This window comes from Brevibacillus migulae, assembly GCF_004521915.1.
Classification (GTDB): Bacteria; Bacillota; Bacilli; order Brevibacillales; family Brevibacillaceae; genus Brevibacillus_F; species Brevibacillus_F migulae.
Window position 1 is genome coordinate 45,839 of the sequence record NZ_SDKD01000021.1, and the last position, 13,056, is coordinate 58,894.

A 13,056-nucleotide genomic window follows, 5' to 3' on the forward strand; every position below is an offset into this window, starting at 1 on the left:
TGGCACTTTGCTGCCGAGTGGCCGTTTTTCCGTTTATTCTGGCACAAAAAAAGAAAAGCGCCCTTATAGGCGCGGCTGTGAACAACACGATTATTTGATTTCAATCATTCTTACCTGCTCAACCTTATAAGGCAGATGATTGTGATAGGTAAGCTCTACCCGGAGCTCATGCTCCCCTTTTGGAAGCTGCTTCAAAAGAAACTCTGATTCATCCACTTTCCCTTTCAATTGACCGTCCAAGTATACATGCGCGTGGCCTTGCCCGTGCATCGTAGGATCGGACATTTCGCTGTTCAGCGGCAGAAACTCGAAGTTTTTGGTCAGCATCTTCACGTTCGCGGTCGTGCCTTCCACGGTTACATCCAAAGCCAGCTCCGGCTTTGCGCTGTTGAACTCGTCACCGCTTACCGGCGCCGTGGTAAATACGCTTTCCACATCAGGTCGATACGAGTCGGATACGGAAAGCGGATCGCTTACCAAGAGTACGACACCGCCAATCAAGATGACGAGCAGAACAATAATGCCAACGATCAGTTGTCGCATGTTAATAATCAATACCCTCATCACTCTACTCTCCCTTTCCACAATAACGTTTGTCCCCGTTTTGTACATGCATACGCGAAAAAAGGGAGAGATAGAATCAGAAAGGCAACATTTTCATGATCAGGGATTGAATTTGTTAGCGGAAATTGATGAATTGGACTTCAATCGGGAGGTCTGCTTTTCGAATGGCCGCAATGATCGCTTGCAGTTCATCCTTGCTTTTGCCCACCACACGGATCTGGTCGTCCTGAATTTGTGATTTTACCTTCAAGCCCGTATCTTTGATGATGGTGTTGATCTTTTTCGCGTTGTCTTTGTCAATTCCTTGGACCAGTTTTACCCGTTGACGGACGGTACCGCCAGAAGCAGGCTCAATTTTGCCGTAGTCAAGGTTCTTGATGGACACCTCACGCTTGATTAGCTTGCTCAGGAGAACGTCTTTTACCTGCCCAAGCTTGTACTCATCGTCGGAAACAATGACAATCTCCTCTTTGTCGAGAGAGATATCGCTCTTGCTGCCTTTGAAGTCAAAGCGGTTTTCAATCTCTTTTTTCGCCGTGTTGATGGCATTGGTCACTTCTGACAAATCAACCTTGGAAACGATATCAAATGAACTCTCTTTACTCATGTAACCATTCCTTTCTTCGAAGATAATTGGGGAGGTATACGCTTCGGTTAAATGGCTTTGACCATTCCGCCATCAACCAGGATGGATTGGCCGGTCACATAGCTATTGGCTGGCGATGCCAGGAAGGTGATCACACGGGCAAACTCATCCGGCTCCCCGTATCTGCCGACCGGAATCGCCGCCTCCATTTGCCGGCGGACCTCTTCTACGGTTTGACCGCTTTTGTCAGCCCGTACAGCGTCAAGATAAGCCAAGCGATCGGTCCCGATCCGTCCAGGTCCCACGGTATTGATCAGGATGCCATCCGGCCCAAGCTCGGAGGCCAGTGTTTTTGCCAATCCGACGATCCCTGTCCGGAAAGTGTTGGATAAAATCAGATTATCGATCGGTTGTTTAAATGAGGAAGAAGCAAAATTAACAATCCGTCCAAATTGCTGGTCACGCATATACGGGAGCACCGCACGGATGGAACGTATGACACTGAGCAAATTCAATTCGAAGGCTTGCTGCCAATGTTCATCGGTCATCTGCTCGAATGTGCCTGCCGGTGGACCTCCGGCGTTGGTAATCAGAATATCTACCGTGCCAAACTTCTCTGCCGTCGCTTGCACAAGCCTTTCAATATCCCCTGCTTTTGTCACGTCTGTCATAACGGTCAATGGTTCCCTGCCGATTTCCTGCTTAAATTCCGCAGCAACCGCTTCTAAGGCCGCTTCGTCACGGCCGGAAATCACTACATTGGCCCCTTCTTTTGCCAAGGAAAAGGCAGTCGCTTTCCCTAACCCTTTGGTTGAAGCCAATACGATCGCGGTACGCCCTGTCAGCTGTAAATCCATATGTACTCCTCCCTCTTTGGAAACGATTGCATATTGTCTGTCTGCCCTCCATTCTACCTTACGAAACACCGTTGCGCCAAGTTTTTGGACCCGCCAAATGGCTTTCCTTTTAAGCGATCCCTTATCTTCGGAAACCTCCAGTAGCTTCCATACGTATAACAAACGAAAACAAAGCAAGCAATGCGAGTTGATTGAAACAATCATAGAGGTGGTCTAATGGAATGCCCATGGTGCGATACTATTTTGGAAAAAAACGTTGACTATTGTCACAAATGCGGGAAGGAGCTGGTTGAATTTGATAAAAGCGAACCGATTCCCGCTGAAATGGATGAGGCAGACCATCCATCCCTTCCGCCCATGTGCATCTGCCCAAACTGTAAACTAGAAATGTTATCCCTTGGAGAACAGGAGCTACAGCGGTCTTCGGCAATCAGTAATTTGTTTTTTGGAGAGCTTGGTGACCTGTTTCAAGGAACTCTGCGTCTGCTTATGTTTGTTTGTACGAACTGTGGGAAAGCTGAATTCTCTGTCACGGAAGATACACGATTACGTTTGAGAGAGTATGGACAATTAGACTAAGTTGCGACGACAACTGGGCGATTTCTGGATGCTACATATTTAAAGGAGGGAGCAGCTACTCGTGCCTTCGTTCTTCTCCATTATTTTCTTTGTGCTGTCTTTGGCGTTTTTGTTTTGGATTGTTACGAAACGAGAAGGCCGGATTTCGGCTATTTTGCAGGTATTGCCTTTGATCTTCTTCGCTGTATCGTTAGAAATTGGCACAAAAATGCTATTTTATATGGCAGCAACGGTTTGGGGTATTACAACGGCTTTGCTTTTGATCAATGATAAAAAAAGAAAGAATAACCTTTGAGTGCGGTTGCTGTGTTTTAGAACATCAGTATCCCAAAATTGGTGTGGCTATTTCCAACAGTTTCTTCCGTTCGTGTCGAACATCAATTTCAAACGAAAGAAAGCGTAGACACAGTGTCTACGCTTTCGCTTTTTCCATCGCTTATCCTTCTGTTGAAGCCAGATCCGATTTTACCGCTTTTCTTTGCTGTTTTCGTTGTTGGCGTGCTTCTTTTCGGCGAGAGCGCCAGGAATGGAAGCTCTCGAATAACGAGTACATCACTGGCACCAACACCAAGGTGACAATCGTATGGAAGATCAACCCGGAAATCACACCTGTGGCCAGAGGCGCTTCCAAATCGGAGCCTTCCGCCATCGCCAGACCCATGGGGAGCATCCCCAAAATCGCGGTCACTTTGGTCATGATGACCGGGCGAACACGATCACGGGTGCCTTGGATAATGGCTTCCTGCAAATCCATGCCCCGGGTACGCAGCAGATTGATCCGGTCGATGAGCAATATCGCATTGGAGACGACAATCCCGACCAGCATGATGATCCCGATCATCGCCATTTCACCGAAAATGCGCTGTGTGAGCACAAAACCGATGACGACACCGACAAGAGCCATGGGAATCGTAAACATGATGATCAACGGCTGGGACATACGACCGAATTGCGCCACCATGATGACGTAAATCAATCCGAGCACTCCGAGGAACACAAACAACCCTTGGGTCATATTCGAGCTTTGTTCTTTCAGCTTACCGGCGATCTCGACCTGATATCCGGCGGGAACCGCAAGCTCGGTCAGTTTTTCTTCAATCTGTCGGCCAACCGTCCCCAGATCCGTTCCGAGCATTTCGGCAGATACGGTCACGAGCCGCTCTCCGTCATCGTGGCGCAAAGTGATCGGCGATTTGCTATAGCTCCAGTCCACTAATTCAGACAATGGGACCAGCGCACCTGTTTCTGCCTTGATCATCACTTGGCGCAATTGATCGGGATGCTTCAGCCAATTTTCCGGATAACGGGCGATCACGTCCACCTCTAACCCATCCTGGGTCATCGTCGTAATCTGCTGCTCGCCAATCATGCCGTTGATCTGACGCAGCATGGAGCGATGATCGACTTGCAGTCTTGCCAGCGCATCCTGCTTGGGAACAAGGGTCATCTTCTCACTGCCCCGGTCAAAGTCGTTGCGCACATTGGTGACGCCAGGGATCGTTTTCAACATCGCTTCCACGTCACTCGTGATCTGGCGTGTTGTTTCCAAGTCCTCCCCGATCACATCCAGCTTGATCGGAGCTCCTTCCCCCGCTCCGCCAAATGACATTGTGATTCGTTCGATCCCTTTTATGGAAGTCAAGCGATCATGAATATCTTTTTCCAACGCCTCTTTGTCACGTTCACGCTTCGTTTTTCCTACCAAGGTGACATAGATCTCTGCTTCATCCTTTTCCGCAAAGAAGAACACATCCAACACTTCTGGAACTTCCCGCAAAGATTTTTCGGCCAAGACGCCTGCTTCCTGGGTCGTAGCCAAAGGCGTGCCTTCTGGCAGGAAGATTTGTGCATACACGAGATTTTCGTTTGGGTTCAAGCCTTGCCCCATTTTAATAAATGGCGCAAGAAACATGACGCCGATGAACAACGCAGCCGCTATGGCAATCGTTTTGATCCGATGGCGAAGGGCAACTCGCAAGACTCGATTGAACGTTCTGACGATCGCGTGTTCTTTCACAGGCTGATCGCCTTCCAGCTTGACGTTTTTGTCATTGCGCAGGAAGCGATCCGCAAATACTGGGACAAAAAAGATGGCTGCGATCGTCGAAGCCACGATCGTGGAGGTAACCGTAAAGGCGATCGTATTGAAAATCGGCCGTAACCAATCTTCAAAATCCGCAAATACGAGAGGCAGAAAAACAATGACCAGCGTCAGCTGCGAAGCGATTACCGGGGTCAACACTTCGCGCGTCCCCTTCACAATCGCACTCGTCAACGGTTCTCCTTTTTCCCGCAAATGATAAATGCTTTCCAGCACCACAATGGCTGCATCGACGATCAGACCGACCGATAAACTGAGTGAAATCAATGTCACCAGATCAATGCCATATCCGCCCATTTTCATCGCGATAAAGGTCATCAGTGCGGATAGCGGCAGAGTGGTGGCAATCACCAGCGTAACTCGCCAGTTGCGCAGGAACACGAGCAGGATGATCACGGCCAGGATACCACCGATGGCCACATCGCGGCTCAGATTGGATACCGCATGCTTGATATAGGAGACGGCTTCGAAAATGACCTTCATCTCATATTTTCCGCCGGATTCGCTATTGATCTGTGAAACGACCTCTTCTACCGCCTCTTGGGTCGTGATCAAGTCCGCTCCATCCGCTTTTTTCACACTGATATGCACATACGGTTTTCCGTCCGTCAAGGAAACGGCATCTTTAATGGTCCCCCGCAGGTCTTCAATGGTCGCCAATTGTGACAAGGGAACGCTTCCCTGCCCCGTCTCGATGGACACGTCATTGATTTCCTGCACCGTCTGGAACGTATGATCAATCATGATGACTGTATCGAACCCTGTGTTTTCCAAAGTACCGACCGCTTGCTTCCAATTGCTCACCTGCAGCTGCTCGATGACATCCGTCGGGGTAAGCTGATAGGCTGACAATCGTTCTGGACGCAGCGTAATCGCGATTTTATCTTGAAACGTGCTGTCGTATACTTCCGCTGTTTTGACACCCGGTACAGACTCAAGCCGATCCTTGATCGTTTTCTTGGCAATGCTCAGCATGGCTTGGGGATCTGCACCGACCAAAGCATAATCGATCAGCTCTTCATCACCCAGGTTGCTCTGGGTAATCGTGATATTGTCTACGCCTTCCGGAAAGTCATTGCGCAGACGGTTGACAATGTTCTGCACTTCTTGCTTGACGGTTTCGCCTTCATTTTCATTCGCGTTGATATTGATGCGGGTAAAGCCTGTGCCGGTCGTAGAAGTAAAGTCCTTCACTCCCGCCAGTGACTTAATCTCTTTTTCCACTTCATCGGTTACTTTATCTTCCATCTCCTCAGGAGGCAAAGATCCGCCGGAAATGTTGACATTGATATTGGGAATGTTCGCTTTCGGCACCAGCGCCACATTAAAGCTGAATACCGAGCCAAGCCCCACGATGGCGATCAGAAAGGTGCAGAGAAAAACAATTAATTTTCGTTTCAGCAAAAAGAGAATGATCTTTTCCATGCCGCGTTATTCTCCTTTCGCTACCACTTTTTCTCCGTCAACAAAGTACGTAATACCCGTACGGAGGAGCTGTTCGCCAGGCTTTACGCCTTCCACGACTTCAATGAAATCACCAATGATTTGACCCGTCTTTACTGCTCTTTTCTTGACCAGACCGTTTTCGACAGCCATCACATAGCGCTGGGTCTGGTTGATGCCTACGCTCTCCAGCGGAACGATCACACCTGCTATTTTACGAGGAGCCTCGACAGTAGCGACCATTCCTCCGCGCCAGGATTGATCCGGATTAGGCACAGTGATTTCCACGCGGTATTTTCCTGTTTGCTTATCAATGACCGGGGAAATATACGTGATTTTGCCGCTGGATTTTTTCTGTCCGTCCTTGGACACGTTCACGCTGGCTCCGAGCGCATATTGATCAATTTGATCATTCGTCACATCGATCGTGACCTTGATCTCGGACAAGTCGACCAGATGAATCAGGGATTGGCCAGGTCCTGACAGCTCTCCCGCTTGCTGCGTTACCTCGACTACAGTCCCTGTGAAAGGGGCGATGATCTGCGAGTCTTGCAGCGTTTGTCTGGCACGCTGCACTTCGCTTGTCGCCTGTTTCAAGGAGGCATCTACCGCGATGACGTCTTCGGTGTCTGCGCCCTTCAGTAAATCATCCAGTGCGATCTTTTCATTTTTCGCCGTGATTTCCGCCTGCTGCTTTTCCAGCTTTAATTTGTCAAGCTCGCTTTGCGAGATTGCACCTCCGGCAAAGAGCCGCTCCCCCTGCTGGAAGTCTTGAACCGCCTTTTCATAGCGCTGATTCGCGCTTTCCACTTCCAAGCGCTGCTGCGCGATTTGTTCCGCATCTGCACCTCTGATCGTCTTTCTTTTGCGAGCTGCCGCTTCCTGCACCTGTCCGGCTGCTGCCGTCATCGCACTCTGATAATAGCTGCCGTCCAAAGAGGCAAGCACTTTCCCCTGGGTGACTCTGTCTCCCTTTTTCACTAGCACCTGCGCGATTTTCCCAGATGTTCCAAATGCCAGCTGCGTATCCCGCTTCGCTTCCACCAAACCGGTTGCCGTCATCGACACACCTTGCGCATCCTTGCCCACTGTAAATACTTCGACCACTTTTGCCTTGGCTTCCGGTTTTACCTCAGCCGGTGTGTTTCCGCCACATCCCGATGCTGTCAGCAGTACTGCTGCCATGGCAACCACTACACGTTTTTTCACCGTTATTCCTCCAACTCCATACGAATGATTTCCTTCCTTAGTTTGCCAGTTTTTCCTTTGTGTCTGAACCGTCAGCAGAACGAACTTTCCTCCTCCTTAAGGCGGAGATGAAAAACAAAGTCCCCTTATTCGAGCTGACTCAACTTCCAAGAGGGAGAAGGATGACGCATACTGACGATCATGGCAAAGGCGATAAGGTTGGAGATCAAGGAGCTGCCGCCGTAGCTGATGAACGGCAAAGTGAGTCCCGTAATCGGAGATAGACCGATATTCATCCCAATGTTCACAAACACCTGAAAGGCCCACATTGTCACCATGCCGCTGATGAAAAAAGCCGCGAATAGATCAGGTGTCTTCATCGCCCAGGCAATCAAGCGAAAAAACAGAAAAAAATAGAGCAGCAGCAGGATGCTTCCGCCCAAAAATCCCCAATGCTGCGCAACGACTGCGAAAATAAAATCGGTATGCTGCTCGGGAAGCTTGGAGCTGCTGCTGGTAAGCGCCCATGCATTCGTCATGCCGCCTAATTGGCCGCTTCCGACCAGTTTTCGCGCTTGTATGTATTGATACCCGCTTCCCAATGGATCAGACTCGGGATCCATAAAGGACAGGAGACGATCAAATTGATGCGGTCGGACAACTTGAAAAAATAAGGAGGGAGAATAGCTATACAAGCCATAGAGAAAAACCGCGAAGATGAAAGTTGTCATAATAACACTTATGTAAACAGTTTTAGGGATTCGGCTCATCACAAAAAATGCCCCTAACAAGGCAAGATAGATCAGCGCCATTCCGAGATCCGGCTGCAGCAGTACGAGTCCGGTCGGGACCAGTACGAAAAGCAATGCTTTCCCAATCTCCTCCGTCTTGAGAAAGACCCCCTGATTCCACTCATACAAACGAGCCAACATGATCAATGTCGTGATTCTCGTCAATTCAGAAGGCTGTACATTCAGCGGCCCTAGGTCAATCCAACTGATCGCTCCATTCACCTTTTTCCCGATGACAAAGACGGACAAGAGCAATAGGATACCGGCTCCATAAAAATAATGGGCATGCTGGGCGTAGTACCGATAGTCAACATTGCGGAGCAGCCAGAAACATTCCGCTCCCACTGTGGCCCAGGTCAATTGCTTCCAAACAAGCGTCTGCAGGTGATCCTGTGTGGCCACATAGATGGTCATCAGGCCAGCCAACAAGATGAGAGCCATCGCCAAGAACACTTCCGGGTCATATGTCTTTTGTTCCTCCATACTACTCCTCCATCGATTGGACTTAATGGATAGTCTTCCCAAAATGAACCCGTTCAGCCCTGCAACCGGATGAGCAGCTGATATGACAACCAGCATCTGGCCACGAAAAAAGCTGCCGATTTTCTCGACAGCTTGCAAAAAGTGTTCTCTATTCTATTTCGCACCCGCCAGCTCTTCCAGCTCATCCAGCAGGTCTTTGAATACAGCCAACGCATCCCGGATCGGCTGCGGCGAGGTCATATCAACGCCGGCCTTCTTCAACAGATTCAGCGGGTAATCGGAACCGCCGCTCTTCAGGAACGCGAGATAGCGCTCGACCGCTGGCTGGCCTTCCTCCAGGATTTGCTTGGAGAGTGCCGTTGCCGCGCTGAATCCGGTGGCGTATTTGTAGACGTAAAAATTATTGTAGAAGTGTGGAATGCGCGCCCATTCCAAGTCGATTTGCTCATCGACAATCATCTCATCTCCATGGTATGCGACATTAAGTTCGCGATACCACTCGCTCAAGGAATCGGCAGTCAACGGTACTTCTTTCTCCGAATTGGCATGAATCAATTTTTCATATTCGGCAAACATCGTCTGTCTGAAGAGCGTACCGCGGAATTGCTCCAGATAGTAATTGATCAGGTAGAGGCGCTCTCCTTTATCCGTGGTCTTCTCCAGCATATGATGCATCAACAGTGCCTCATTCAGCGTAGATGCCACCTCAGCCACAAAGATGCGGTAATCGGCATACGTATACGGCTGGTTCTTGTTGGAGTAATAGCTGTGCAAGGCATGCCCCATCTCATGTGCCAGGGTGAACATGTTGTTTACGTTGTCTTGGTAATTCATGAGCACATACGGATGTGTCGTGTATGCCCCCCACGAATAGGCACCGCTCGTTTTGCCTTCGTTTTCATAAACGTCAATCCATCCGGAAGTGAAGCCTTCCTCAAGCACTTTGCCGTAATCATCGCCCAATGGCTTCAGCGCTTCCTTGATCGTCGACACCGCTTGCTCATAGGGGATCTCCATTTCGACTTCCTGCACCATCGGAACATACAAGTCGTACATGTGCAGTTCATCCACACCGAACAGTTTTTTGCGAAGCGAAACATAACGATGCATGAGTGGCAAGTGCTCCCGTACCGTTTCAATGAGATTGTCGTAGACGGACTGGTCGATATTGTCTGCAAACAATGAGGCTTTTAATGCGGACTCGTATTTGCGCGTTCTGGCATAGAATACGTCGCGTTTTACGACCGAAGCCAAGGTTGCCGCAATCGTATTGCGATGCTTCCCGTAGGTAGCGTACAACGCTTCAAACGCTTCTTTGCGGACCCGGCGGTCTTTGCTCTCCATGAACTGCGTATAGCGTCCTTTGGTAAGCTCTACTTCTTCCCCTTTTTCATTCGTGATCATGGGGAATTTGATGTCTGCATTGTTTAACATGCCGAAAATTTTCCCTGGCGCCGAAGCAAGCTCGCTTACTTGTGCCATGATCGCTTCTTCGGAGGCGCTGAGCGTATGCGGCTTGAAGCGGGTAATCTCCTCCAACAGCAGGCGATAATGCTCCAGACCTTCTTCACTTTGCTGCAGCTTTTCCAGCTGTTCGCTGGGGATTGCTAATATCTCTGGCTGTATGTATGACATCGCGCTGGATACTTGTGTAGCCAGGCTGCTTGCTCGATCGGTCAATGCTTGATATGTACTGTTGCTGTTTTCTTCATCACGACGCATTCTCGCGTATACATACACACGATCGAGTATTTTGGTAATTTCATCTTGTAAAAGCAAGGTGTCAAGCAAGTTTTTGCCCGATTCTGCGAGCGTCCCTTGCTTCGCTTTGATTTGCTCGGTCATTTCCTTGATCTTTGCTACGTCCTGCTCCCATGCGGCATCCGTCGCATAAATATCTTCAAGCTTCCATTTCCACTCGTTTGGAACCTCGCTTCTTTTTGGCAGCGTTTTGGTTTTATTCATTCACGACACTCCCTTCAGGTTCTCATGCCTACTTCCTCATCGTAGCGGAAAATCGTTCCAACTTCAAATGCATAAAAAGCCGATCGATCGGGATCGGCTTTATTACGCTTCTCTATGCATGGCGGCCAACACCCAGATAGGTAAAGCCGTTCTCTTTCAAAAATCCGGCTGGCCAAGCATTTCGTCCATCAAACAGCACAGGCTGCGCCATCTGTTGTTTCACCCGCTGCCAATCCAGCTGCACACATTCTTTCCACTCCGTGACGAGGATCGCCGCATCCGCATTTTTCAAGGCATCATAGGGAGAGGAAACATAGGAAAGATTCGGGTAAAGCTGCTTGACATGCAAAGATGCGATCGGGTCAAAGGCGGTCAGGATCGCCCCTTCTTTTTGCAGGCGCTCGATCAATGTGAGTGAAGGAGCTTCGCGGATATCGTCGGTTTCCGGCTTGAAGGAAAGACCGAGAAGCGCAATTCGTTTTTGCCTTACTCCTTGGATGGTTTCCACCATTCGCTCGACAAACCAATCAACTTGACTGCGGTTGACATCCCTGACTGTTTCCAATAGCGATAGGGAGGATTGATGACGGCGAGCCAGCTGGATAAGCGCTTCGGTATCTTTCGGAAAGCATGATCCGCCATAGCCGACTCCCGCTCCTAAAAATTCGGGACCAATACGGCTGTCCAAACCCATCCCCTCTGCCACCACTTCGATATCGGCTCCCAGCGTATGGCACAACCTTGCCAGCTCGTTCATAAAGGAAATGCGGGTCGCCAGGAAAGCATTCGATGCATACTTGATCATTTCTGCGTTGGTCCGCGTCGTGTATACACGAGGCGCTGTAATTTTGGCATACAGCTGATCCATGATCGCAATGGCTTCTTTACGATCCGCACCAATCACGATCCGAGAAGGTTCCAACGAATCCTGCAGTGCTCTTCCTTCTCGCAGAAATTCCGGATTTGTGACAACATGCACATGCTTATCTTCAGCAAAGATGGCAGCGATACGATCGGAAGTACCGACCGGCACCGTGCTTTTGATGACGACAACGTGCTCTCTCTCACTAGCTTGCACAAACGTTCGCAACGTTTCCACCGCTTGTTCCAGATAGCGTAAATCTGCGAAGCCATCGCTGCCGGACGGTGTTCCTACGCATAAATAGATGACATCCGCCTCGCCTACGTGCTCCGCCATACTGGTGGAAAAGGCAAGCGTTTCTTTCGTGAGTGCACGCTGCAGTTCAGGTTCGAGGCCGGGTTCGTATATGGGCGATTTGCCTTGCTGCAGCAGTTTTACTTTTTCCTCTATCACGTCAATTCCTGTTACGTGATGTCCTTGCATGGCAAAAGAAACAGCGGTGGTCAAGCCGACATAACCCGTACCGATCACCAATAGATTCATTGAATCACCTCGCTTTTTTTAGTACCTGCAAATACAACCGCTCCAGGATTTCCCGCTGCTTTTCAATATCATGCTGTTGTTCTACACGTTCGCGAGCAAGCGTGGTAATAACCGGCCAGTTCTCTTGCTCTTCCAGCACAGTTGTGATCATTTTGGCGAGTTTTGTACTTGCCCCTTCCGGCACTAAATAACCGTGCTTGCCATGCTCGATCAATTCGGGAATGCCCGCATGATAAGTGGAAACCACCGGACGCCCGGTCGCCATCGCCTCCATGAGAACATTCGGAATTCCCTCTTGATTGCCATCTTTGGCTGTTTTGCACGCAATGACGAACAGATGGCACTTTTCCATCTGCTCCCTGACCTTGTCATGCGGCAGGGCGCCTGTGAAGGTTACCTGCTTTTTTAAGCGTAACCGCCGAACGAGCTTCTTCAGCTTTCTTCGCTCCTCTCCTTCTCCCACGATCGTTAATCGCGCTTGCGGATACTTCTCATGGACTTTGCGGAAGGCTTTGATCAGGGTGTTCATTCCTTTTTTCTCCGTCAATCGGCCAACGCTTAAGATGCGGTACTTCCCATCCTTAACGGGTGGTGTGGGAAGGTAAGGAAACTTTTGCAGATTGATGCCCGAGCGGATCAGTGTGATTTTATGAGCCGGACAGCCGAGGCGGATCAACCGCCGCTTCATATGGTTACTGACGACGGTGACCGCTGCGGCATGGCGGAAAAGTCTCCTTAGCTTCATTCGGTAGCTGCTGCTTTGTTTGACCAGTTTCGTTGCATCAAAGCCGTGAAAGGAAACAATCAGCGGAAGCTTTGCTCTTCTGGCAATCGGCAAAATTTCCACGCCAGCCGTACCAAATCGCGCATGCAAGCATTTGATTTTCTTTTTTCGTAACCAGGGTACGAGTCCCTTGAAGCTTCGGCGCACATAGATCGGAGAAAACGGAAATTGGCGGCGATTGATGGGGCGGCTGCGGGTCAAAACTGCGGGTTTTACCTGTTTGTGGCCAATCAGCTGCTGATAAATGAAGGTCTCACTTTTCGCCAAAAACTTGCGACGGTATACCAACACGCGCTTCAACGTCTCCCCT

10 protein-coding genes are annotated in these 13,056 nt (G+C 49.6%); 1 reads left to right on the forward strand and 9 read right to left on the reverse strand.

Translation table 11 applies throughout. The features are described 5' to 3' along the window. Positions 1-90: 90 nt before the first annotated feature. From EIZ37_RS20435 to EIZ37_RS20445, 3 genes are all read right to left on the reverse strand, one after another. Positions 91-564, reverse strand: a complete 474-nt coding sequence (locus EIZ37_RS20435) for a hypothetical protein (protein WP_134686622.1) — start codon at positions 562-564, stop codon at positions 91-93. A gap of 115 nt (positions 565-679) precedes the next feature. Next, complete coding sequence (locus EIZ37_RS20440) at positions 680-1,171, reverse strand: YajQ family cyclic di-GMP-binding protein (protein WP_134686623.1); 492 nt, start codon at positions 1,169-1,171, stop codon at positions 680-682. Between the two features lie 47 nt (positions 1,172-1,218). Then, positions 1,219-2,007 carry an SDR family oxidoreductase gene (locus EIZ37_RS20445; RefSeq protein WP_134686624.1) on the reverse strand — a complete coding sequence of 263 codons (789 nt, stop codon included), beginning with the start codon at positions 2,005-2,007 and terminating at the stop codon, positions 1,219-1,221. Between the two features lie 640 nt (positions 2,008-2,647). On the opposite strand from EIZ37_RS20445, the gene EIZ37_RS20450 reads away from it, so the two are divergent. Next, positions 2,648-2,881, forward strand: a complete 234-nt coding sequence (locus tag EIZ37_RS20450; RefSeq protein WP_134686625.1) for a hypothetical protein — start codon at positions 2,648-2,650, stop codon at positions 2,879-2,881. 141 nt (positions 2,882-3,022) lie between these two features. Here the strand turns inward: EIZ37_RS20450 and EIZ37_RS20455 are convergent, their stop codons facing one another. From EIZ37_RS20455 to EIZ37_RS20480, 6 genes are all read right to left on the reverse strand, one after another. Next, positions 3,023-6,112, reverse strand: coding sequence for an efflux RND transporter permease subunit (locus EIZ37_RS20455; protein ID WP_134686626.1), 3,090 nt, complete (start codon positions 6,110-6,112; stop codon positions 3,023-3,025). A gap of 6 nt (positions 6,113-6,118) precedes the next feature. Further along, positions 6,119-7,339, reverse strand: coding sequence for an efflux RND transporter periplasmic adaptor subunit (locus tag EIZ37_RS20460; protein ID WP_134686627.1), 1,221 nt, complete (start codon positions 7,337-7,339; stop codon positions 6,119-6,121). Positions 7,340-7,464: 125 nt separating this feature from the next. Further along, positions 7,465-8,592, reverse strand: coding sequence for an FtsW/RodA/SpoVE family cell cycle protein (locus EIZ37_RS20465; RefSeq protein WP_167569052.1), 1,128 nt, complete (start codon positions 8,590-8,592; stop codon positions 7,465-7,467). Positions 8,593-8,745: 153 nt separating this feature from the next. Beyond that, positions 8,746-10,557, reverse strand: coding sequence for an oligoendopeptidase F (gene pepF / locus EIZ37_RS20470; protein WP_134686629.1), 1,812 nt, complete (start codon positions 10,555-10,557; stop codon positions 8,746-8,748). Positions 10,558-10,669: 112 nt separating this feature from the next. Next, the gene (locus EIZ37_RS20475) at positions 10,670-11,962 is read right to left on the reverse strand and encodes a UDP-glucose dehydrogenase family protein (protein WP_134686630.1); all 1,293 of its coding nucleotides are present in this window, start codon (positions 11,960-11,962) and stop codon (positions 10,670-10,672) included. A gap of 4 nt (positions 11,963-11,966) precedes the next feature. After that, a complete protein-coding gene (locus EIZ37_RS20480; RefSeq protein ID WP_134686631.1) occupies positions 11,967-13,046 on the reverse strand; it encodes a glycosyltransferase in 1,080 nt (359 codons plus the stop codon). Positions 13,047-13,056: the final 10 nt, after the last annotated feature.

What these genes read in the sequence shown, in the direction of transcription:
- EIZ37_RS20435 (WP_134686622.1), bottom strand. Translation starts at nt 564, where the DNA reads ATGAGGGTATTGATTATTAACATGCGACAACTGATCGTTGGCATTATT.
- EIZ37_RS20465 (WP_167569052.1), bottom strand. Translation starts at nt 8,592, where the DNA reads ATGGAGGAACAAAAGACATATGACCCGGAAGTGTTCTTGGCGATGGCT.
- EIZ37_RS20440 (WP_134686623.1), bottom strand. Translation starts at nt 1,171, where the DNA reads ATGAGTAAAGAGAGTTCATTTGATATCGTTTCCAAGGTTGATTTGTCA.
- EIZ37_RS20455 (WP_134686626.1), bottom strand. Translation starts at nt 6,112, where the DNA reads ATGGAAAAGATCATTCTCTTTTTGCTGAAACGAAAATTAATTGTTTTT.
- EIZ37_RS20445 (WP_134686624.1), bottom strand. Translation starts at nt 2,007, where the DNA reads ATGGATTTACAGCTGACAGGGCGTACCGCGATCGTATTGGCTTCAACC.
- pepF (WP_134686629.1), bottom strand. Translation starts at nt 10,557, where the DNA reads ATGAATAAAACCAAAACGCTGCCAAAAAGAAGCGAGGTTCCAAACGAG.
- EIZ37_RS20475 (WP_134686630.1), bottom strand. Translation starts at nt 11,962, where the DNA reads ATGAATCTATTGGTGATCGGTACGGGTTATGTCGGCTTGACCACCGCT.